The following is a 21,272-nucleotide window of genomic DNA, read 5'->3' as shown; positions in this document are numbered from 1 at the left end:
TAATATAACGTCTTGGCATGGTTCCCGCCGCCTCCCACGCCCATCATCACGACCATTCCCACGACCACGCCCATTCGCACGGGCACGATCACACCCATGCCCATGTCCATGATGCGGCTTCGCCGCATCCGGCCCAGGCGGCGCCGTGGTCGATCCTGCGCATGACCATGGCGGGGCGCCTCGCGGCCGCGCTCAGCGTCTGCGCCGCGCTCTGGGGCATGGTCTTCCTGGCGATGAGGTGACCATGGCACAGCTAGCCTTCCACAACGTCACGCTCGGCTATGACCGGCATCCGGCCGTGCACCATCTCAATGGCGAGGTCGCACCCGGTGCGCTGGTCGCCGTGATCGGCCCGAACGGCGCCGGCAAGTCGACGTTGCTCCGTGGCATCGTCGGCATCCTCAAGCCGCTCGACGGCAGCATCCATCTCGGCGGACGCGACAGCAGGGACATCGCGTACCTGCCGCAAAGCGCGGAGATTGACCGCAGCTTTCCGATCTCGGTGTTCGATTTCGTCGGCACCGGGCTGTGGCGCGGGACGGGCCTGTTCGGCGGCATCGGCAAGGCCGCGCGGCAAAAAATCCTGCGCGCGATCGCCGCCGTTGGCCTTAACGGTTTCGAGAACCGCCCGATCGGCACGCTCTCCGGCGGCCAGATGCAGCGCGTGCTGTTCGCGCGGGTGCTGCTCCAGGACGCGAGCTTGATCGTGCTCGACGAGCCCTTCAACGCCATCGACAGCAAGACCACGGCCGATCTGCTCGCGCTGGTGAAGGAGTGGCACACCGAGGGCCGCACCGTGCTGGCCGCGTTGCATGACATGGAGATGGTGCGTACCCATTTCAGCGAGACGCTGGTGCTGGCGCGCGGCCCTGTGGCGTGGGGACCGACGGCCGAGGTGCTGACGCCGGAAAACCTGATGGTCGCGATGCGGATGTGCGAGGCTTTCGACGACAGCGCGGCGGCTTGCGCGGCCGACGACGGGCGTTCGCAGGCGGCGTGATCGCAAATGGCCTATGATGCGCTGATCGGTCCGTTCACCGAATTCGAGTTCATGCGGCGGGCACTCGCCGCCGTGATCGCGCTGTCGCTGGCGGGCGCGCCGATCGGCGTGTTCCTGATGCTGCGGCGGATGAGCCTCGTCGGCGACGCCATGGCGCATGCGATCCTGCCGGGCGCGGCTGTCGGCTTCCTGCTCTCCGGGCTCAACCTGTTCGCGATGACTGCCGGCGGCCTGATCGCCGGTTTTGCGGTCGCGATCCTCGCCGGTGTGGTCGCACGCTCGACCGGGCTGAAGGAGGACGCTTCGCTGGCCACCTTCTATCTGGCCTCGCTGGCGCTCGGCGTCACCATCGTTTCGATCAAGGGCACCAATATCGACCTGTTGCATGTGCTGTTCGGCAACATCCTCGCGATGGACGACCAGACGCTGCTGGTGGTGGCCTTCAACGCCACGGTGACGCTGCTCGTGCTCGCCGTGATCTACCGCCCGCTGGTCATCGAGAGCGTCGATCCCTTGTTCCTGCGCACCGTCAGCCGCGCCGGGGGGCCTGCGCATCTCGCCTTCCTCGCGCTCGTCGTGATCAACCTCGTCAACGGCTTTCAGGCACTCGGCACGCTGCTTGCGGTCGGCCTCATGATCCTGCCGGCCGGCATTGCGCGGTTCTGGTCGCGCGATCTCACCGCCATGATCTGCATCGCGGTCGTCGCTGCCGCCGCCTCGGGCTATGCCGGCCTCGTGCTCTCGTTCCAGACCCGTGTGCCGTCGGGCCCCGCGATCATTCTCGTAGCGACGGTGCTCTACGTGGTCTCCGTCCTGTTCGGCCGCGTCGGCGGTATCGTCCGGCAATTGTTTCCCGGCCGGCATCTGGAAGCGTGACGATGCGGCTCATCCTGCTTTGTGCGCTGTTGCTGATCGCCCCGCCACTGCACGCCACAGAGCGGCTCAACGTGGTCGCGAGCTTCTCGATCCTCGCCGATTTCGTCCGCAATGTCGGGGGTGAGCGGATCAATCTGACCACGCTGGTCGGTGCCGACAGTGATGTCCACGTCTACACGCCCGCACCGAGCGATGCGAAGCGGATCGCGGATGCAAATCTCGTCGTCGTCAACGGGCTAGGTCTCGAAGGGTGGCTGCCGCGCCTCGTGCAGTCCTCGGGCAGCAAGGCGACGGTCGTGACTGCAAGCGCCGGTATCACGCCCCTGAAATTAGGTTCGGCCGCCGATCCCCATGCCTGGCAGTCCATCCCCAACGCCAAGGTCTATGTCACCGACATCGCTGATGCGCTCGCCGCGGCCGCCCCGGATGACGCAGATGTCTTCCGCGCCCAGGCCAAAGCCTATTTGGAAAAGCTCGAAACCCTCGACCGTGAGGTCCGCGAGGCCGTAGCCAAAATCCCCGTGGCGCGGCGCAAGGTGATCTCCACCCACGAAGCCTTCGGCTATTTTTCCGCCGAATATGGTATCCAGTTCATCGCCCCCTTGGGTGTCTCCACGGAGACCGAACCCAGCGCGCGCGACATCGCCGCGATCATCGGCCAGATCAAGGTCCAAAAAATCCCGGCGGTGTTCCTGGAAAATATCAGCGACGACCGGCTGATCCGGCGGATCGCGGCTGAGACCGGGGCAAAGGTCGGCGGGACCTTGATTTCCGACGGTTTGACCGGCGAAAAGGGGCCTGCACCCACTTACATTGACATGGTCAGGCACAATATAAAGGCCCTGACCAGCGCGCTTGACCACTAGGGCAGGGGCCACCCCGCCTCGCGTCGCGCGAAAGCCCGAAATCCGGAGTTGTTATGTCTGAAGCGACTGCCCCAAAAATTCCCGTGACCGTACTGACCGGCTATCTCGGCGCCGGCAAGACCACGCTTTTGAACCGCATCCTGTCGGAAAACCACGGCAAGAAATACGCCGTCATCGTCAACGAATTCGGCGAGATCGGCATCGACAACGACCTCATCATCGGCGCCGATGAGGAAGTGTTCGAGATGAACAACGGCTGCATCTGCTGCACCGTGCGCGGCGACCTCGTGCGCATCATGGACGGCTTGATGAAGCGCAAGGGCAAGTTCGACGCCATCATCGTCGAGACCACCGGCCTTGCCGATCCGGCGCCGGTCGCCCAGACCTTCTTCGTCGACGAGGACGTGCAGAAGAACGCCCGCCTCGATGCGGTGGTCACGGTTGCCGATGCCAAATGGTTGTCCGACCGGCTCAAGGACGCGCCCGAGGCCAAGAACCAGATCGCCTTTGCCGACGTGATCGTGCTGAACAAGACCGATCTGGTCAACAAGGGCGAACTCGCCGAGGTCGAGGCCCGCATCCGCGGCATCAACCCCTATGCCAAGCTGCATCGCACCGAGCGCTGCTCGGTGGCGCTGGCCGACGTGCTCGATCGCGGCGCGTTCGACCTCGACCGCATCCTCGACATCGAGCCCGATTTCCTGGAGGCCGACGATCATGACCACGACCATGATCACCATGGCCACGACCATCACCATCACCATGATCACGGCCATGGCCTCAAGCACTATCACGACGAGGACATGCAATCGCTAGCGCTGAAGACCGACAAGCCGCTCGATCCCAACGTGTTCATGCCCTGGCTCCAGAACCTGGTGCAGATCGAGGGCGGCAAGATCCTGCGCTCCAAGGGCATCCTCGCCTTTCACGACGATGACGACCGCTACGTCTTCCAGGGCGTCCACATGATGCTGGAGGGCGACCACCAGCGGAAGTGGAAGGAGGGCGAGCCGCGCGAGAGCCGCCTCATCTTCATCGGCCGCGAATTGCCGGAAGAGGCCATCCGTAAAGGCTTCGAGAGCTGCATCGTCTCGTGATGAAAGAGTTTACGCCGGCTCCCGACTCCGCCTCGATCGTTTCCGTCACCGATCGCGTCAAGCCGGTCGCGCTCGGCATGGCCGTGACGTCAGCGCATTTCCTCGCCGATCGGGCCGCCTTCGTCGGCGGCGAGGAGAATGTCGCGCTGGTCGATGCCAAGGGCGAGATCAGCAAGGTCGCCGTGCATAGCGGCGGCATCCTCTCGACCGCCTCCGACGGCAAGCGCCTCGTCATGGGCGGCGACGACGGTAAGGTCGTGTCGCTCGACGCCAAGGGCGAGGTGACACTGCTCGCCACTGATCCGAAGCGGCGCTGGATCGACGCGGTGGCGCTGCATCCAGATGGCGCCTTCGCCTGGTCGGCCGGCAAGACGGCGACCGTCAAAAGCGGCAAGAACGAGGAGAAGTCGATCGAGGTGCCCTCGACCGTCGGTGGGCTTGCCTTCGCGCCAAAAGGCCTGCGGCTCGCGATCGCGCATTACAACGGCGCGACGCTGTGGTTTCCCAACATGGCTGCCACAGCCGAATTCCTGCCCTGGGCCGGCTCGCATCTCGGCGTCACCTTCAGCCCGGACAACAAGTTCCTGGTCACTGCGATGCATGAGGCGGCGCTGCACGGCTGGCGGCTCGCCGATAACAGGCACATGCGCATGACCGGCTATCCCGGCCGCGTCCGCTCGATGTCCTGGAGCGCGGGCGGCAAGGCGCTGGCGACCTCGGGCGCCGACACCGTGATCCTGTGGCCGTTCGCCGGCAAGGACGGTCCGATGGGCAAGGAGCCCGCGATGCTCGCGCCGTTGCAAGCGCGCGTGGCGGTGGTGGCCTGCCACCCCAAGAACGACATCCTCGCCGCCGGCTACAGCGACGGCACCGTGCTGATGGTGCGGCTGGAGGACGGCGCGGAAATCCTGGTCCGCCGCAACGGCACCCCACCGGTCGCTGGACTCGCCTGGAACGCCAAGGGCACGCTGCTGGCGTTTGCGGATGAAAATGGGGACGGCGGCCTGTTGGAGCTTTAATCTGTCATGGTTCCCGCCGTATAGGGGGCCATGCGGTTTCTGACGACATTCCAGATTGCCGACTTTGCGGACACGCTGATCAGCCTGTTTACGGCCTTTGTGCTGGGGACGCTGATCGGCGCCGAGCGACAGTATCGCCAGCGCACGGCGGGCCTGCGCACCAACGTGCTGGTCGCGGTCGGCGCCGCCGCCTTCGTCGATCTCGCCATGCATCTGGATGGTGCCGACGGCGCGGTGCGAGTGATCTCCTATGTCGTATCCGGCATCGGCTTCCTCGGCGCCGGTGTCATCATGAAGCAGGGCATGGACGTGCGCGGGCTCAATACGGCCGCGACGCTGTGGGCCTCCGCCGCGGTCGGCTCCTGTGCCGGCGCCGACATGGTCGCGCAAGCCGCGGTGCTGACCGTGTTCGTCATCGCCGGCAACACGCTGCTGCGCCCGCTGGTCAATGCCATCAACCGCATTCCGCTGAATGAGCGTGCACTGGAGGCGACCTACTACTTCAAGCTGGCGGTCGCGGCCGACGCTCTACCTGACATGCGCGACCGCCTCGTCGAGAGGTTGGAAGCCGCGAAATATTCGGTCGCTGATATCGATGTGGCCGAGATCGGCGACGACATCCTCGAGATCGTCGCAAAGCTGGTTGCGACCGCGGTCGATCCGAACGAGCTGAACGCAGTGGCGACGGACCTCCAGCACCTTCCGGGCGTGCGCCACGCCACCTGGGAAGTTAGCACCACGGATTGAGCGGGCGTTTTAGCGCGCAGGCGTGCGGTTCCCGCCCGGCGAGGCGCGGAACCCGCGCGCGGCCATTTCGTTGATCCCACGGACAAATGCGGTGATCGACATGACAGGCAATGACAAGCGCAGACTGAAGCTCGACCTGATGATCGCCTGCTCGCTGTTCGCAGCGGGCGTCGTGGTGTCGGGCCTGTCGCTGGCGCAGATTCGCGCCGAGAGCCGGCTGCAGATGGCGCAGGCAACGCCACCGCTCCAGGGCACCCCGTCCGACGATCAGGGCAAGACGCCCGCGGAGTCCAAGCCGGGCGGTGATCGCCCGACCACGCCGGCCCCCGAGCCCGCACGGCCCGATCCTCAGACGCAGGGCGCGGCGACCAAGCCCACGCTGCCGCCCGCTCCAGCCGAGAAGGTCGCGCCGCCGATTGAGAAGAAGTAGATTGCGGCCGCCCTCCTAGCCACGCACTCGGTGTCATCACCCGCGAAAGCGGGCAATCCAGTATTCCAGAGCCCGTAGTGATCGAGCCGAGAAGCCGCGGCGTACTGGATGCCCCGCCTGCGCGGGGCATGACAGCAGTGTGCGGAGCTGGATTTCGGGCTCGCGCCAAGTAGCGCGCCCCTGGAATGACGACCGGAAACAGCCGCCCTCACCGCACCAGAATATTCCGGAACTGCCAGGGATCGCTCATATCGATATCTTCCGGGAACAGTCCCGGGCGATCCGTCAGCGGCGTCCAGTCGGTGTAGAAACCCTTCACCGGGCCGAGATAAGGCAGCTGGATTTCCAAGAGACGATCGAAATCCATCTCGTCGGCTTCGACGATGCCTTCGTTCGGGTTCTCCAGCGCCCACACCATGCCGCCGAGCACGGCGGAGGTCACTTGCAGGCCGGTGGCGTTCTGGTAGGGCGCGAGCTTGCGGGTCTCTTCGATGGAGAGCTGCGAGCCGTACCAGTAGGCATTGTTGTCGTGGCCGAACAGCAGCACGCCGAGCTCGTCGATGCCATCGACGATTTCGTTCTCATCGAGGATGTGGTGCTTTTCCTGCATCTTCGCCGCGCGGCCGAACATTTCATGCAGCGACAGCACGGCATCGTCGGCCGGATGATAGGCATAGTGGCAGGTCGGCCGGTAGATCGCCGTGCCCGATGCGTCACGCACCGTGAAGTAATCGGCAATCGAGATCGACTCGTTGTGGGTAACGAGGAAGCCATATTGCGCGCCGCGGGTCGGGCACCAGGTGCGGACGCGCGTGTTGGCGCCGGGCTGCATCAGATAGATGGCGGCGCCGCAGCCGGCTTCGTGGGTCCGCGCATTCTCGGGCATCCATTTTTCGTGGGTGCCCCAACCGAGTTCGGACGGCTGCACGCCTTCCGACAGGAAGCCTTCCACCGACCAGGTGTTGACGAAGACGTCGGGCTCCTTCGGGTTCCTGGAGCGCTGGGTGTCGCGTTCGGCGATGTGGATGCCTTTGACGCCGGCCTGCCGCATCAGGTCCGCCCATTCGGCTTTGGTCTTCGGCTTGGGGGCATTGAGCTTCAGATCCGCGGCGACATTGAGCAGCGCCTGCTTGACGAAAAAGGAGACCATGCCGGGATTGGCGCCACAGCAGGACACGGCCGTCGTCGAGCCCTTAGGCCGCGCCTTCTTGGCGGCCAGCGTCACTTCGCGAAGGGCGTAGTTGGAGCGCGCTTCCGGGCCCTTCGAAGCGTCGAAATAGAAGCCGAGCCAGGGCTCGTTGACCGTGTCGATGTAGAGCGCGCCAAGTTCGTTGCAGAGCTCCATGATGTCGGTGGAGCCGGTGTCGACCGAGAGATTGACGCAAAAGCCCTGGCCGCCGCCTTCGGTGAGCAGCGGGGTCAGCAACTCCCGATAATTTTCCTTGGTCACGCCCTTCTGGATGAAGCGGACATTGTGCTTCTCGCAATGCGCCTTGCGGCCCTCATCCTTGGGATCGATCACGGTGACGCGCGACTTGTCGTAATCGAGATGCCGCTCGATCAGCGGCAACGTGCCTTTGCCGATGGAGCCGAAGCCGACCATGACGATGGGACCGGTGATCTTCGCGTAGATCTGCGAGGCGGGGCTCATGGGATGGTTTCTCCGGAACGTGCTGGCAAACAAATGGTGAGGGGTGGATCAGGCGCTGCGGCGCTTGGCGGTGACTTCGATCTCGACCTTCATCTCGGGCTTGTAGAGTGCCGAGACGACGAGAAGCGTTGCGGCCGGGCGGATGTCGCCGAGGACTTCGCCGCAGACAGCGAAATGCGCGTCTGCATCTTTGACGTCGGTGAGGTAATAGGTCGCGCGGACGATATCGGTCATCTCGAAACCGCCCTCCTTCAGGGCGGCTTCGATGGTCTTGAAGCAGTTGCGTGACTGGCTCGTGACATCGGCCGGCATCGTCATGGTCGTGTAGTCATAGCCCGTCGTTCCCGCGACGAAGGCGAACTCGCCATCGATCACGGCGCGGCTGTAGCCGGCGGTCTTCTCGAACGGGGAGCCGGTGGAAATCAGGCGACGGGACATGCTCTCGGACCTCGACTGAAGGGCGATGTTTTGCGGGGTTAAAGGGCGTTTCTCGGGCCCGCGCAACCCCAAAGGAACAGGCATCAAGTCAGGCGCAGCCGGGTATGGCCGCTGGATGCGGCTTCGGTCGTTGCCATCATGGCAATCCCTTAGGCCGCGTGCGCGTGGAGGGCGCGAACCGCCCTCCGTTTGGGCAGGGCCGCTCCGGTCGGAACGATCATCCCTTCGGCGCCGTCGAGCGCGCCTTCCGCGAACTCGATCGCCAGCAGCCGGTCGCGCTCGAATGGGCCGGGCAGCGACAGCGCGCCGGTCTTGTCGGCCGAGAAGCCGAAGCGGGCGTAGTAGGGGGCATCGCCGAGCAGGATCACGGCAGCATGCCCGCGCGCCCGGGCGGCGGCCAGCGCTTGATGCATCAGCGCGGCGCCGATCCCGAGCTCGCGGCAGGCAGGGTCGACCGCCAGCGGTCCGAGGACCAGAGCGGGCCTGCCTCCGGCGCTGACGTGCCACAGCCGCACGGTTCCCACGAGCTGTCCCTCGCGCACCGCCGACAGGGCAAGGCCTGCGGCAGGCGCGCGTCCGTCGCGCAGGCGCTGGCAGGTGCGGCCATGGCGGTTCTCGCCAAAGCAGGCATCGAGCAGCGCTTCACGCATCGCGACGTCGCCAGCACGCTCGCTGCGGATCGCGAACGGAGCGGCTTTCGAGGTGAGAGCGATTTGTGGCTTCCGAGGAGCAGTCATGGCGCGTCAGTCCCCGCTTGAACCGACGTGAGCGAGCGCGCCGGTCCAAGACGTCGTCAGAAATCGAAATGTGAGGGAGGAGCCGGCAGGGCCGGCTCCCGGGTTCGTCAGGCCTCGAAAGAGAGGCGGATCAGATGTGGTAGGTCTTCAGCGGCGGGATGCCGTTGAACGCCACCGACGAGTAGGTCGACGTGTAGGCCCCGGTGCCTTCGATCAGCACCTTGTCGCCGATCTCGAGCGTCACGGGAAGCGGATATGGGGTCTTCTCGTACAGCACGTCGGCGCTGTCGCAGGTCGGCCCCGCGAGCACGCACGGCGTCATGTCCGCGCCGTCGTGACGGGTGCGGATGGCGTACCGGATCGACTCGTCCATGGTCTCGGCGAGGCCGCCGAACTTGCCGATGTCCAGGTACACCCAGCGCACCTCGTCCTCGTCGCTCTTCTTCGAGATGAGCACGACCTCGGATTCGATGATGCCGGCGTTGCCCACCATGCCGCGGCCCGGCTCGATGATAGTCTCCGGAATCTGGTTGCCGAAGTGCTTGCGCAGCGCGCGGAAGATCGACCGGCCGTAGGTCACGACCGGGGGCACGTCCTTGAGATACTTGGTCGGGAAGCCGCCGCCCATGTTGACCATGGACAGGTTGATGCCGCGCTCGGCGCAGTCGCGGAATACCTGCGAGGCCATCGCCAGCGCACGGTCCCACGCCTTCACCTTGCGCTGCTGCGAGCCGACATGGAAGGAGATGCCGTACGGCTCCAAGCGAAGGCGCTTGGCGAGGTCGAGCACCTCGACCGCCATCTCCGGGTCGCAGCCGAACTTGCGCGACAGCGGCCATTCGGCGCCGGCGCAGTCATAGAGGATGCGGCAGAACACCTTCGCACCGGGGGCGGCGCGGGCAACCTTTTCGACCTCGGCGGCGCAGTCCACGGCGAACAGCCGGATGCCGAGCGCGAAGGCGCGCGCGATGTCGCGCTCCTTCTTGATCGTGTTGCCGAAGGAGATGCGATCGGGCGTCGCACCGGCGCCCAGCGCCATCTCGATCTCGGCGACCGTCGCGGTGTCGAAGCAGGAGCCCATGGAGGCGAGCAGGGCCAGCACTTCCGGCGCCGGGTTCGCCTTGACGGCGTAGAACACGCGGCTGTCGGGCAGCGCCTTGGCGAAGCTCTGGTAATTGTCGCGCACGACCTCGAGGTCGACGACGAGGCACGGCTCGGTGTCGAGGCCATCCTTGCGGCGATTGCGCAGGAATTCCTGGATACGTTCGGTCATAGCACTCTCCAAAGCGGCCCCAGCGACGGAGCTCGTTCAAAGTGGTTCTCGGACGAGGGTGCTACGCCGCTGCCGCACGATGGAGACGCGACAGGGCAAGACCCCTGGACCGAATTGTGCTGCCGTGGATTGGTTGGGAGTTTTCCCGCCCGCACACCTGGCAATGAAGGACAAGCCTTTTCAGTAGCCCGCGCCGGCGTTGGACTGCCGGTAGAGACCAAAAAAGCCCGATCCGTCGTTGCTTTAAGTCGCGTCCCCCGTTGAGAGCGGGGTGCGCCGGTTCGCCTCCGGCTGCCAGTCACGGTTGCAAAAAGTGAAGTCACCTTCGACATGGCATCTCTTGAGAGAGATGCTGGACGCTCCGGGTTTGCTTCGTCTTCGGACCTTCAGGTCTTGCGACCTTCGGTTCTTTGACTTCCGCACTTCCGAAGAGCCCCTCGGCTTCTTCACCCCTTGGCGGCTGTCCGGCCTCTTGTCCGGATACCTACCGACTGACACACGACCACAGGCACGTGCGAAATTGGGCAAATCCGCACATAAGCGTTTTGACTCTGCTTCGCAAGAATTTTTTTAGGCTGAGAACAGAATTGCCTAACACCTGCTTGCGCAGTGTTGCGCGAGCGACGCGGAAGATGAACGCGCGTTAAGTTTTCTGCGCAACGCGCGTGTCTCGCGCGCGACGAAACGTCAGCGGCGCTTCGTGAACGGCTCGACGCGCTGAGCTCCGCGGATGAACGCGGTCATCACCAGCACGCCGAGTGTGAACAGCACGGCCTGAAGGATGTGCGCGCCCTGGTCGCCGAGCCCGAACAGGATCGCGAGCGCCCAGCCGCCGGCAAACGCCGCGCCGAACACCTCCGCGCCAATCAGGATGGCGGCGCTGATGACGGTGATGACGCTCGGCCAGGCGATCTGGCGGGAAGAGGAGGCAGGCGCGTTCATGAGCTCAGGGATCCCGTGTCTTCGAGGGCCGCAATCTCCCCGAAAAGGCGGCCGGGAGCAAGGGCAAACGGCCCAAAAAAGCCCCATCGCGTGCTATAGCTGGCCGCAACAAATCGGCTCAAAAATCGGGACCTGTGATGTCAGAACTGCGCCAAACTACGGACGCCGAGACCAACCCGCTGCTGAGGGCCTGGGTGACGCCGTTCGCGACCCCGCCTTTCGACGAGATCAAGCCGGAGCACTTCCTCCCGGCCTACGAGCAGGCCTTCGCCGATCACTCCGCCGAGATCGCGGCGATCACCAACGATCCGGCCGCGCCCGACTTCGCCAACACCATCACGGCGCTGGAGCGCTCGGGCAAGCTCTTGAGCAAGGTCGCGGCGGTCTTCTACGACCTCGTCTCGGCGCATTCCAACCCGGCCATCCTGGAGATCGACAAGGAGGTCTCCTTGCGGATGGCACGGCACTGGAATCCGATCATGATGAACGCCGTGCTGTTTGGCCGCATTGCCCAGCTGCACGAGAACCGCGCCAATCTCGGTCTCACGCCCGAGCAGCTGCGCCTGTTGGAGCGCACCTACACCCGCTTCCACCGTTCCGGCGCCGGCCTCTCCGACGAGGCCAAGACGCGGATGGCGGAGATCAATGAGAGGCTCGCCCAGCTCGGCACCAGCTTCAGCCATCATCTGCTCGGGGACGAGCAGGATTGGGTCCTGGAGCTCGGGGAGGCCGACCGCCAGGGCCTGCCGGAGAGCTTTGTCGCCGGTGCCAAGGCAGCGGCAGAAGAGCGCGGCATGGAAGGCAAGGCCATCGTCACGCTGTCGCGCTCCTCGGTCGAACAGTTCCTGAAGAGCTCGGCGCGGCGCGACCTGCGCGAGAAGGTCTACAAGGCCTTCACCGCGCGGGGCGACAACGGCAACGCCAATGACAACAACGCAATCATCGTCGAGATTCTGAAGCTGCGCGAAGAGAGCGCCAAGCTCCTGGGCTACCCGACCTTCGCCGCCTACCGGCTCGAAGATTCCATGGCCAAGACGCCGGAAGCGGTGCGGGGCCTTCTGGAACGGGTCTGGAAGCCGGCGAGGGCGCGCGCGCTCGCCGACCGCGACGACATGCAGGCGCTGATCGCGGCCGAGGGCGGCAATTTCAAGCTCGCCCCCTGGGACTGGCGCTTCTACGCCGAGAAGCTACGCCTTCAGCGCGCCAATTTCGACGACGCCGCGATCAAACCGTATCTTTCGCTCGACCACATGATCGCCGCCGCCTTCGACTGCGCCACGCGCCTGTTCGGCATCACCTTCGAGGAGCGTAAGGATGTTCCGGTCTGGCACCCGGACGTCCGGGTCTGGGAGGTGAAGGGCAGGGACGGCAAGCACAAGGCGCTGTTCTATGGAGACTACTTCGCCCGGCCCTCGAAGCGCTCCGGCGCCTGGATGACCTCGCTGCGCGACCAGCAAAAGCTCGACGGCGACGTCGCGCCGCTGGTTCTCAACATCTGCAATTTTGCCAAGGGAGCCGGCGGCGAGCCTTCGCTGCTGTCGCCCGACGACGCCCGCACCCTGTTCCACGAGTTCGGCCACGGCCTGCACGGCATGCTCTCCAACGTCACCTATCCCTCGCTGTCGGGCACCTCCGTGTTCACCGACTTCGTCGAGCTGCCGTCCCAGCTCTACGAGCACTGGCAGGAGCGGCCCGAGGTGCTGCAGAAGTTCGCTCGCCACCACCAGACCGGCGAGCCGTTGCCGGAGGACCTCCTGCAACGCTTCCTCGCCGCGCGAAAATTCAACCAGGGTTTTGCCACGGTCGAGTTCGTCTCCTCGGCGCTGGTCGATCTCGAATTCCACACCCAGCCGGCTTCCGCCGCGCACGACGTGCGCGCCTTCGAGAGACAAGAGCTGGAGAAGATCGGCATGCCCGAGGAAATCTCGCTACGTCACCGTCCCACGCAATTCGGCCACATCTTCACCGGCGATCATTATGCCGCCGGCTACTACAGCTACATGTGGTCGGAGGTGATGGACGCCGACGCCTTCGGCGCGTTCGAGGAGGCCGGCGACATCTTCGATCCCGCGGTCGCCAAGCGCCTGCACGACGACATCTACGCCTCGGGCGGCTCGGTCGATCCGGAGGCCGCCTATGAGGCCTTCCGCGGCCGCCCGCCGGAGCCCGACGCGCTGCTGCGCCGCCGCGGCCTGCTCGACGACGCCAAGGCGGCCTGATGAGCATGCGCCGCCTGTTCGGCTTCCTGCTCGTCGCCGCGATGACGCTCGTGGCGGGCGCGGCGAGCGCGCATCCGCATGTCTGGATCACCGCGACCAGCGAGTTGCTCTACGCCGAAGACGGCAGCGTCACTGGCCTCCGCCACGCCTGGACTTTTGACGACGCATTCTCGGCCAATGCTATGCAGGGGCTTGGGGGGAAGTCTAAGGCCGCCTATACCCGCGAGGAGCTGGCGCCGTTGGCGCAGACCCAGGTCGAGTCGCTGAAGGATAACGCCTACTTCACCTTCTTGAGGGTGGGCGAGAGGCTCCCGTTTGCAGAGCCGGTCGATTACTTCTTCGATTACAAGGACGACCACCTCACTCTGCATTTCACGCTGCCGCTGAAAACGCCTGTGAAGGCGAAGACGGTTCGTCTGACTATTTTTGATCGTTCCTTTTTCATCGATTTTCGATTGGCAAAGGAGCATCCGGTCAAACTCGTCGGTGCGCCCGCCGGTTGCGAGGTATGGCTGCGGCGGTCAGCGGGCGACGACCGGGACCGCAAGCTGGTGCAGGATGCGAGCGAGGATACCTTCAAGGAGGGCGGTGCGAACGTCGCTGTCGGCCTATTGTTCATCGTCCCGATCGAGGTGGAGTGCCCATGATCCTGCCGGTTTGGATACCTCCGATGCGCCGCTTGTTCGGATGGCTGCTCGCCGCCGCGATGACGCTCGTGGCGGGCGCGGCGAGCGCGCATCCGCATGTCTGGATCACCGCGACCAGCGAACTGCTCTACGCACCGGATGGCAGCGTCACCGGAGTCCGTCACGCCTGGACCTTTGACGACATGTTCTCGGCCTATGCGGTGCAGGGGCTCGAGAGTAAGACCAAGGGCGCCTATACGCGCGAGGAGCTCGGGCCGCTGGCACAGACCAATGTCGAGTCGCTCAAGGAATACGCCTACTTCACCTTTGCGCGAGCCGACGGCAAGAAGGAGCGATTCCAGGAGCCGGTCGACTATTTCCTCGACTACAAGGATACGGTGCTGACCCTGCACTTCACGCTGCCGCTGAAGAGTCCGGTCAAGCCCAGGCAGCTGGTGCTCGAAGTGTTCGACCGCTCCTTCTTCATCGATTTCCAGATGGCCAACGACAATCCGGTCAAGCTGGTCGGTGCCCCCGCGGGCTGCCAGATGAAGCTCGAGCGCCCGAGCGACGGCACCGCGAGCGCGCAGAAGCTCAACGAGCAGACCTTCCTGAATGGCGAGAATTCGAATTTCGGCATGATGTTCGCCAACAAGATCACGGTGGATTGCCCTTGAAACCGCAACTCGCCCGGTTCGCGCGCGGGCTTCTCACCTGCGTTGCCGCTCTGCTGGTCGTGTCCGTGGCCGACGCCGCGCTCCACGATCTTCTCGCGCAAAACGCGTTCGGCGCGCCGCGGCCGGCGCAGGCCGCCGAACCGGAGGCCAGCGGCCTCATCGGCTGGCTGCTGGCAAAGCAATCGGAATTCTATCGCCAGATGTCGGCGACCATCCGCGCCGCGAAGTCCGACGGCTCGGCGGTGTGGACGCTGCTGTTCATCTCGTTTGCCTATGGCATCTTCCACGCCGCTGGCCCCGGCCATGGCAAGGCGGTGATCGCCTCTTATCTCGTCGCCAACCGCGAAACCGCGCGGCGCGGCATCGCGCTGTCGTTCGCTTCGGCGCTGATGCAGTCGCTGGTGGCGATCCTGATCGTCGGCGTGTCGGCCTGGCTGCTGAATGCGACCGCGAAGACCATGTGCAAGGCGGAAGGGGTGATCGAGATCGCGAGCTACGCCCTGATCACACTGTTCGGCCTGAGGCTGGTCTGGGTCAAGGGCGGTGCGTTCATCCGCGCGCTCCAGGCCGTGCACTCGGTGCCGGCGATCGCGGGCGTGCCGCATGATCACCATGGCCACGGCCATCATCATGATGCCCACGACCATCATGGCCACGCTCATCACCACGATCACAGTCACACTCACTCCCATCACCACGGGCACGACCACGTCCATGACGAGCATTGCGGCCACTCCCATGGTCCCACCCCGAGCGAGCTCGCCGGCCCCGGCGGCTGGCGGCGCGGGTTCGCCGCGATCCTGACCGTCGGCATCCGCCCCTGTTCGGGCGCGATCCTGGTCTTGGTGTTCGCGCTGGCGCAGGGCCTGTTCTGGGCCGGCATCGCCGCGACCTTCCTGATGGGATTGGGCACCGCGATCACGGTCGCGGCCATCGCAATCGTCGCCGTCTCCGCCAAGGACATCGCCGCGCGCCTCAGCGCCGGCCGCGACGGCGGCGGCGCGCTGTTCATGCGCGGCATCGAATTCGGCGCCGCCGGCCTGGTATTGCTATTCGGCGTCGGCCTGCTGTTCGGCTACATCGCCGCCGAACGGACGACGTGCTTTTGAGCTTTTTCTCCCTCTCCCCTTGCGGGAGAGGGTGGCTCGCCGCGTAGCGGCGAGACGGGTGAGGGGTCTGTCTCCTCACGAACAGTCTTGCGAACGGATAGAACCCCTCATCCGGCGCTTCGCGCCACCTTCTCCCGCAAGGGGAGAAGGAAGAAAGTCACACCGGCAGAAACCGCTTCAATGCCGGCATGAAGAAGATCCCGAGATTGATCGCAAAGCCGATGCTCCAGAGGATCGAGCGCAGCGTCGGGCGGTTGCCGAGATAGGTCAGCACATAGGCGATCCGCACGATCAGGAACAGCGCCGCGAGTTCGTCGATCAGCCGCTGCGGCGAATCCCTGTATTCGGCGAGCAGCACCGCAAAGGCGAAGAAGGGGAACGTCTCGATGCCGTTCTGATGCGCGCCGAGAGCACGCTGCGCGATGGCATCCGCATAGAAGGCGGGGTCGCGCGGCCGGGAATTGTCGAACGTGCGAAACCTGATCCATTTGATCGAGGCGATCGTCGAGAGATAAAGCAGCAGCGCTCCCAGGACGCACCATTCCGCGAGTGTCATCTTCCCTCCCGTGGGTAGCGACCCTAGCGAAACCGGCCTCATCTTGACAAGTTCAGACCAACGCGCGAGGCACAGAGCCATGACCAGCGTCGTCCCCGTCGAAAGCGCGAAACCGGCCGCCCAATCCGCCCTGCCGCGCGTCGGCGTGCTCCTGATCAATCTCGGCACGCCCGACACGGCCGATGCGCCCGGCGTGCGGGTCTATCTGAAGGAGTTCCTCTCGGATACCCGCGTCATCGAGGACCAGGGCCTGGTCTGGAAGCTGGTGCTGAACGGGATCATCCTGCGCAGCCGTCCCCGCACCAAGGCGCTGGACTACCGCAAGATCTGGAACAATGAGCGCAACGAGTCGCCGCTGAAGACCATCACGCGCTCGCAAGCTGACAAGCTCGCGGTCGCGCTGTCGGATCGCAGTCATGTCGTCGTGGACTGGGCGATGCGCTACGGCAATCCCTCGATCGAAGCGGGCATCGACGCGCTGATCGCGAAGGGCTGCGAGCGCGTCCTCGCCGTCCCGCTCTATCCGCAATATTCCGCCTCGACCTCGGCGACGGTCTGCGACGAGGTCTTCCGCGTGCTCGCCCGCCTACGTAACCAGCCGACGTTGCGGGTGACGCCGCCTTATTACGAGGACGCGACCTATATCGAGGCGCTCGCGACTTCGATCGAGGCGCATCTGGCGAGCCTGCCGTTCAAGCCGGAGCTGATCGTCGCTTCCTTCCACGGCATGCCGAAATCCTATGTCGACAAGGGCGATCCCTATCAGCAGCACTGCATCGCCACCACGGAGGCGCTGCGCCGCCGGCTCGGCATGGACGAGACAAAGCTGCTGCTGACCTTCCAGTCTCGTTTCGGCAATGACGAGTGGCTTCAGCCGTATACGGACAAAACCATGGAGCGTCTGGCGAAAGACGGCGTGCGCCGCATCGCGGTGGTGACGCCGGGCTTTGCCGCCGACTGCCTGGAGACGCTGGAGGAGATCGCGCAGGAGAACGCCGAGATCTTCAAGCACAATGGCGGTGAGCAGTTTTCCGCGATCCCCTGCCTCAACGATAGCCAGCCTGGCCTGGACGTGATCCGCGCTCTCGTGCTGCGCGAGCTTCAGGGCTGGATTTGATGATGTGCCCCATGAATCGCCGCGAATGTCTGGCGCTTCTTGGGATGATTGCGGCGCTGCCGGCCTCAGTGCGGGCGCAGCAGCCGGATGCGATGCGCCGGCTCGGCGTGCTCTCGGTCACGGCCGCTGAGGATGCGATCGGGCAGGCCCGCAGCACCATCCTGGTCGAGGCGCTCGCCGGTCATGGCTGGAAGGAGCGCGACAACTTGCGGATCGACTGGCGCAGCGGCGGCGGTGACCGGGCGCGGATCGCGCGCCTTGCGGACGAGCTGGTCGCGCTCAAGCCCGACATCCTGCTCGCGGTCGGCACGCCCTCGGAGGAGGAGCTGCGCCAGCGCACCGCGACGATCCCCATCGTGTTCGCCGTCGTCACCGATCCCGTCAGTCAGGGTTTTGTCAAAAACCTCGCGCATCCCGGCGGCAACGTCACCGGCTTCACCGACTACGACGGCCCGCTCGCCGGCAAATGGCTGGAGATGCTGACGCAGGTCACGCCGCCCGTCCGCCGCGTCTTTGTCGTCTACAACCCCGCCACCGCGCCGTTCGCGCCCCTGATGCTGCACACCATCGAAGAGGCGGCGCGGACGCTCCATGTGACCATCGAGCCCACGCCGGTGAACGACGCCGGCTCGATCGCCGCACTGGCCTCGCGGAAGGACGGCGGCGTCTTGGTCCTGCCGGACTTCTTCACCATGGCCAACCGCGCAGATCTGCTTGCGGCGATCGCGGAGGCGCGCGTGCCCGCGGTGTTCTGGAGCCGCACCTTCGTCGAGGAGGGCGGGCTGATGTCCTACAGCACCGACAGCGCCGAGCAGCTGCGCCGCGCCGCTTCCTACATTGATCGTATCCTCAAGGGAGCGCCGGCGGCCGATCTGCCGGTCCAGAATCCCACCAAATTCGAGCTGACGATCAATCTGAAGACGGCCAAAGCGCTTGGCGTCACGTTTCCGGCAGGCCTGCTCGCAATCGCGGACGACGTCATCGAATGAAGCCAGCGGCAGACGGCGTGACCGGATGTGTTAATATTTGTCGGTAGGTCTGCGCCACTCGCTTTCAAGAGCCTTCCGCAAATACATATCGTGAGCATTCCCTCTCCGCGTATCTTGTGCAGAATCGCGCTGATGCCGACGTTACTTGCGACCGCTGAACCGCTAGGGTCTTGATCCCGACCAATGACAGCGCGGGAAAGGGCTTTTTCCTGCCTCGGAGGACATATGAGCGGTTTCGACATTTTCGCGATTGTTCTGGTTTTGCTCGTCATCGTCACGCTGGTGGCCGGCGTCAAGACGGTGCCGCAGGGCTATGACTGGACGATCGAACGTTTCGGCAAATACACCCAGACCTTGAGCCCCGGGCTCAATCTGATCGTGCCCTATTTCGACCGCGTCGGGCGCAAGATCAACATGATGGAGCAGGTGATCGACATTCCCGAGCAGGAGGTGATCACCAAGGACAACGCCACCGTGACGGTGGACGGCGTCGCCTTCTTCCAGGTGTTCGACGCCGCCAAGGCGAGTTACGAGGTCGCCAACCTCACCCAGGCGATCACGGTTCTGACCATGACCAACATCCGCTCGGTGATGGGCTCGATGGACCTCGACCAGGTGCTGTCGCATCGCGACGAGATCAACGAGCGCCTGCTCCGCGTCGTCGACGCCGCGGTCTCGCCCTGGGGCGTCAAGGTCAACCGTATCGAGATCAAGGACATCGTGCCGCCGGCTGACCTCGTCGAAGCCATGGGCCGGCAGATGAAGGCCGAGCGCGTCAAGCGCGCCGATATCCTCGCCGCCGAAGGCCAGCGCCAGTCGGAAATCCTGCGCGCCGAGGGTGCCAAGCAGGGCCAGATCCTGCAAGCCGAGGGCCGCCGCGAGGCCGCCTTCCGCGATGCCGAGGCGCGTGAGCGTCTGGCCGAGGCGGAGGCCAAGGCGACGCAGGCCGTGTCGGAAGCCATCTCCAAGGGCGACGTTGCCGCGTTGAACTATTTCATCGCCGACAAATATATCAAGGCGTTCGGCCAGTTCGCGGACGCGCCGAACCAGAAGATCATCATGCTGCCGATGGAAGCCACCAGCATGCTCGGCTCGCTCGCCGGCATCGGCGAGATCGCCAAGGCGACGTTCGGCGAGAGTGCAGCGTCCGCCGTCGCCGCGGCTCGCCGTCCCGGCTCAGTGCCGCCGACCGGCGGCACGCCGCCGGCGGTGCCGCCGCGGCAGGGGTAAAGCGCATGCCCCGGAAAAGTGGACACCGGTTTTCCGACAAGGGCATGCGCCAATATTATAGAGAGATCGTGTCATGACCGACATGTTCGCATCGCTCGGCAGCTGGAACTGGCTGATCTTCGGCTTCATCCTGATGGCGCTGGAGGTGCTGGCGCCCGGCGTGTTCCTGTTCTGGCTCGGACTCGCCGCGTTGCTGGTCGGCCTGATCTCATTCGCTGTTGCCGTGTCCTGGCAGATCCAGCTCGTGATGTTCGCGGTCTTCGCTGCCGCCGCCGTGCCGGTGTGGCGCCGCCTCGCTCGGCCGAAGCCGGACGCAAGCACGAGCCCGTTCCTGAACAAGCGCACCGAGGCGCTGTTAGGGCGCGAGTTCACGCTGGAGAAGCCGATCATCGACGGCAGCGGCACCGTGCGTATCGGTGACACGGTGTGGCGTGTTGCCGGGCCGGATACACCGGCGGGGACAAGGGTGAAGGTGGTGCAGGTGGACGGCGCGAATTTGACGGTGGCAGCGGCATAGCGTTCTTACCCTACCCTGGAGGGGGAGGGTCGATCGCGCGTAGCGCGAGCGGGGTGGGGTGATCTCTCTACTCGGGCACCGCTTCTGTGGAGAGACCGTCACCCCACCCCGTCTCACATTTCGCTGCGCTTCATGTGAGCCGACCCTCCCCCTCCAGGGGAGGGTAAGCGAGAAGCTCTACCTCCTCCACCTCTCCGCAAACCGGTGCAGCGGCATGAACGTCTCGCACAATTCTCGCCCCAGCGGCGTCAGCGCATAGCCTCCGGCCTCGCCCAGCTCCACGAATCCCGCCTCGCGCAGCTCGCTCAGCCGCGCTTGCAGCACCGTCGGCGAAGCTTCGTCGCAGGCGGTGCGCAAGCCGCGGGAGGTGAGGGGGCCGCCGCGCAACTCCCACAGGATCCGCAGGCTCCAGCGCCGCCCCAGGAGGTCGAGCAGCGCCATGATCGGCCGCCCGGTGCGCGAGCCGCGCACGCTGCGCGATCTGGTAGTGGCCTGCTTCGACATCGTCGCCTCTTGCGTCATGCTACAGATAATGTAGCGTGTTGCTACGATAATTGTAGCAAAGGAGACGGCCCATGTCCCAGCCGATGCCGCGTATCGCGCCGCTCGATCCGCCTTATCCCCCGGAGATCCAGGCGCAGTTCGACCGCATCATGCGCGGCGCGCCGCCGCTGCTGCTGTTCCGGGTGATGGCGGGTCACGGCCGCGCCTGGGACAAGTTTCGCGCCGGCGGCCTGCTCGATCCCGGCCCGCTCTCGCTGCGCCAACGCGAGATCGTCATCGACCGCACCTGCGCACTCAACAAATGCGAGTATGAATGGGGCGTGCATGTCGCGATCTTTGCGGGGCCGGCAAAGCTCACCGAGGAGGAGGTTCGCGCAACCGTGCTGGGCGATGCGACGTCGCCGTGCTGGTCACTGGCCGAGCAGGCTCTGATCGCGGCCGTCGACGCGCTGCATCACCGTGCGACGTTGAGTGATGTCGAGTTCGCAACGCTGTCCGCGCATTACGATGAGGCGCAGATCCTGGAGATCATGCTGTTGTGCGGCTTCTACCGCACGGTGTCGTATCTGGCGAACGGCTTGAGGCTGCCGTTGGAGGAGCGTGCGGCGCGGTTTCCGCAGGCCTAACGCCGTCATTGCGAGGAGCTCTTGCG

24 protein-coding genes are annotated in these 21,272 nt (G+C 65.1%); 17 read left to right on the top strand and 7 right to left on the bottom strand.

What is annotated here, in order from left to right; all coding sequences use genetic code 11:
• Nucleotides 1-17 precede the first annotated feature (17 nt).
• The 8 genes from BLV07_RS27340 to BLV07_RS47770 all read left to right on the top strand — a co-directional run bounded on the left by BLV07_RS27340 (nucleotide 18) and on the right by BLV07_RS47770 (nucleotide 6,035).
• Complete coding sequence (locus tag BLV07_RS27340) at nucleotides 18-242, top strand: hypothetical protein (RefSeq protein ID WP_091892145.1); 225 nt, start codon at nucleotides 18-20, stop codon at nucleotides 240-242.
• 2 nt (nucleotides 243-244) lie between these two features.
• The gene (locus tag BLV07_RS27335; RefSeq protein ID WP_176945787.1) at nucleotides 245-1,000 is read left to right on the top strand and encodes a metal ABC transporter ATP-binding protein; all 756 of its coding nucleotides are present in this window, start codon (nucleotides 245-247) and stop codon (nucleotides 998-1,000) included.
• A gap of 6 nt (nucleotides 1,001-1,006) precedes the next feature.
• Nucleotides 1,007-1,876, top strand: coding sequence for a metal ABC transporter permease (locus tag BLV07_RS27330; protein ID WP_091892141.1), 870 nt, complete (start codon nucleotides 1,007-1,009; stop codon nucleotides 1,874-1,876).
• 2 nt (nucleotides 1,877-1,878) lie between these two features.
• Nucleotides 1,879-2,742, top strand: coding sequence for a metal ABC transporter solute-binding protein, Zn/Mn family (locus BLV07_RS27325; protein ID WP_091892139.1), 864 nt, complete (start codon nucleotides 1,879-1,881; stop codon nucleotides 2,740-2,742).
• Between the two features lie 53 nt (nucleotides 2,743-2,795).
• Nucleotides 2,796-3,839: a CobW family GTP-binding protein gene (locus tag BLV07_RS27320; RefSeq protein WP_091892137.1), complete on the top strand. Its 1,044-nt coding sequence runs from the start codon at nucleotides 2,796-2,798 to the stop codon at nucleotides 3,837-3,839.
• Complete coding sequence (locus BLV07_RS27315) at nucleotides 3,839-4,858, top strand: WD40 repeat domain-containing protein (protein ID WP_176945786.1); 1,020 nt, start codon at nucleotides 3,839-3,841, stop codon at nucleotides 4,856-4,858. The genes BLV07_RS27320 and BLV07_RS27315 overlap by 1 nt, the downstream gene beginning before the upstream one ends.
• A gap of 30 nt (nucleotides 4,859-4,888) precedes the next feature.
• On the top strand, nucleotides 4,889-5,605 hold the full coding sequence (locus tag BLV07_RS27310) for an MgtC/SapB family protein (RefSeq protein WP_091892133.1): 717 nt from the start codon (nucleotides 4,889-4,891) through the stop codon (nucleotides 5,603-5,605).
• A gap of 100 nt (nucleotides 5,606-5,705) precedes the next feature.
• Complete coding sequence (locus BLV07_RS47770; protein WP_176945792.1) at nucleotides 5,706-6,035, top strand: hypothetical protein; 330 nt, start codon at nucleotides 5,706-5,708, stop codon at nucleotides 6,033-6,035.
• 208 nt (nucleotides 6,036-6,243) lie between these two features.
• Here BLV07_RS47770 and BLV07_RS27295 read toward each other — a convergent pair whose 3' ends face one another.
• The 5 genes from BLV07_RS27295 to BLV07_RS27275 form a co-directional block, all read right to left on the bottom strand.
• Nucleotides 6,244-7,686 carry a homospermidine synthase gene (locus BLV07_RS27295; protein WP_091892128.1) on the bottom strand — a complete coding sequence of 481 codons (1,443 nt, stop codon included), beginning with the start codon at nucleotides 7,684-7,686 and terminating at the stop codon, nucleotides 6,244-6,246.
• A gap of 48 nt (nucleotides 7,687-7,734) precedes the next feature.
• Entirely contained in the window at nucleotides 7,735-8,124 is a 390-nt protein-coding gene (locus BLV07_RS27290; RefSeq protein ID WP_091892126.1) for a RidA family protein, read from the bottom strand.
• Nucleotides 8,125-8,273: 149 nt separating this feature from the next.
• Complete coding sequence (locus tag BLV07_RS27285; RefSeq protein WP_091892124.1) at nucleotides 8,274-8,861, bottom strand: GNAT family N-acetyltransferase; 588 nt, start codon at nucleotides 8,859-8,861, stop codon at nucleotides 8,274-8,276.
• A gap of 130 nt (nucleotides 8,862-8,991) precedes the next feature.
• Nucleotides 8,992-10,134, bottom strand: coding sequence for a type III PLP-dependent enzyme (locus BLV07_RS27280; protein ID WP_091892122.1), 1,143 nt, complete (start codon nucleotides 10,132-10,134; stop codon nucleotides 8,992-8,994).
• A gap of 687 nt (nucleotides 10,135-10,821) precedes the next feature.
• Nucleotides 10,822-11,076 (bottom strand): hypothetical protein, encoded by a 255-nt coding sequence (locus tag BLV07_RS27275; RefSeq protein WP_091892120.1) that lies wholly within the window; start codon nucleotides 11,074-11,076, stop codon nucleotides 10,822-10,824.
• Nucleotides 11,077-11,213: 137 nt separating this feature from the next.
• Here BLV07_RS27275 and BLV07_RS27270 point away from each other — a divergent pair, with 137 nt between their 5' ends.
• The 4 genes from BLV07_RS27270 to BLV07_RS27255 are packed head-to-tail and all read left to right on the top strand — an operon-like array spanning nucleotide 11,214 to nucleotide 15,707.
• On the top strand, nucleotides 11,214-13,295 hold the full coding sequence (locus tag BLV07_RS27270) for a M3 family metallopeptidase (protein ID WP_091892118.1): 2,082 nt from the start codon (nucleotides 11,214-11,216) through the stop codon (nucleotides 13,293-13,295).
• A complete protein-coding gene (locus BLV07_RS27265) occupies nucleotides 13,295-13,942 on the top strand; it encodes a DUF1007 family protein (RefSeq protein ID WP_091892116.1) in 648 nt (215 codons plus the stop codon). The genes BLV07_RS27270 and BLV07_RS27265 overlap by 1 nt, the downstream gene beginning before the upstream one ends.
• A gap of 23 nt (nucleotides 13,943-13,965) precedes the next feature.
• Entirely contained in the window at nucleotides 13,966-14,598 is a 633-nt protein-coding gene (locus tag BLV07_RS27260; protein ID WP_091892114.1) for a DUF1007 family protein, read from the top strand.
• The gene (locus tag BLV07_RS27255) at nucleotides 14,595-15,707 is read left to right on the top strand and encodes a nickel/cobalt transporter (protein WP_176945785.1); all 1,113 of its coding nucleotides are present in this window, start codon (nucleotides 14,595-14,597) and stop codon (nucleotides 15,705-15,707) included. The genes BLV07_RS27260 and BLV07_RS27255 overlap by 4 nt, the downstream gene beginning before the upstream one ends.
• Nucleotides 15,708-15,864: 157 nt before the next feature.
• Here BLV07_RS27255 and BLV07_RS27250 read toward each other — a convergent pair whose 3' ends face one another.
• Entirely contained in the window at nucleotides 15,865-16,263 is a 399-nt protein-coding gene (locus BLV07_RS27250) for an MAPEG family protein (protein ID WP_091892110.1), read from the bottom strand.
• A gap of 79 nt (nucleotides 16,264-16,342) precedes the next feature.
• Here BLV07_RS27250 and hemH point away from each other — a divergent pair, with 79 nt between their 5' ends.
• The 4 genes from hemH to BLV07_RS27230 all read left to right on the top strand — a co-directional run bounded on the left by hemH (nucleotide 16,343) and on the right by BLV07_RS27230 (nucleotide 20,116).
• A complete protein-coding gene (gene hemH / locus BLV07_RS27245) occupies nucleotides 16,343-17,380 on the top strand; it encodes a ferrochelatase (protein WP_091892107.1) in 1,038 nt (345 codons plus the stop codon).
• An 11-nt stretch (nucleotides 17,381-17,391) separates the two neighbouring features.
• Complete coding sequence (locus tag BLV07_RS27240; protein ID WP_091892105.1) at nucleotides 17,392-18,369, top strand: ABC transporter substrate-binding protein; 978 nt, start codon at nucleotides 17,392-17,394, stop codon at nucleotides 18,367-18,369.
• Nucleotides 18,370-18,594: 225 nt separating this feature from the next.
• Nucleotides 18,595-19,599 (top strand): SPFH domain-containing protein, encoded by a 1,005-nt coding sequence (locus BLV07_RS27235; RefSeq protein WP_091892103.1) that lies wholly within the window; start codon nucleotides 18,595-18,597, stop codon nucleotides 19,597-19,599.
• Nucleotides 19,600-19,672: 73 nt separating this feature from the next.
• A complete protein-coding gene (locus BLV07_RS27230; protein ID WP_091892100.1) occupies nucleotides 19,673-20,116 on the top strand; it encodes an NfeD family protein in 444 nt (147 codons plus the stop codon).
• 177 nt (nucleotides 20,117-20,293) lie between these two features.
• On the opposite strand, the gene BLV07_RS27225 is transcribed toward BLV07_RS27230, so the two are convergent.
• Entirely contained in the window at nucleotides 20,294-20,620 is a 327-nt protein-coding gene (locus BLV07_RS27225; protein WP_091892213.1) for a winged helix-turn-helix transcriptional regulator, read from the bottom strand.
• Between the two features lie 71 nt (nucleotides 20,621-20,691).
• On the opposite strand from BLV07_RS27225, the gene BLV07_RS27220 reads away from it, so the two are divergent.
• A complete protein-coding gene (locus BLV07_RS27220; RefSeq protein WP_091892098.1) occupies nucleotides 20,692-21,246 on the top strand; it encodes a carboxymuconolactone decarboxylase family protein in 555 nt (184 codons plus the stop codon).
• The last annotated feature ends 26 nt before the right edge of the window (nucleotides 21,247-21,272 follow it).

This window comes from Bradyrhizobium sp. Rc2d, assembly GCF_900099855.1.
Classification (GTDB): Bacteria; Pseudomonadota; Alphaproteobacteria; order Rhizobiales; family Xanthobacteraceae; genus Bradyrhizobium.
Note: the sequence above shows the minus strand (reverse complement) of the source record. Positions and strands in the feature narration are given on the sequence as shown.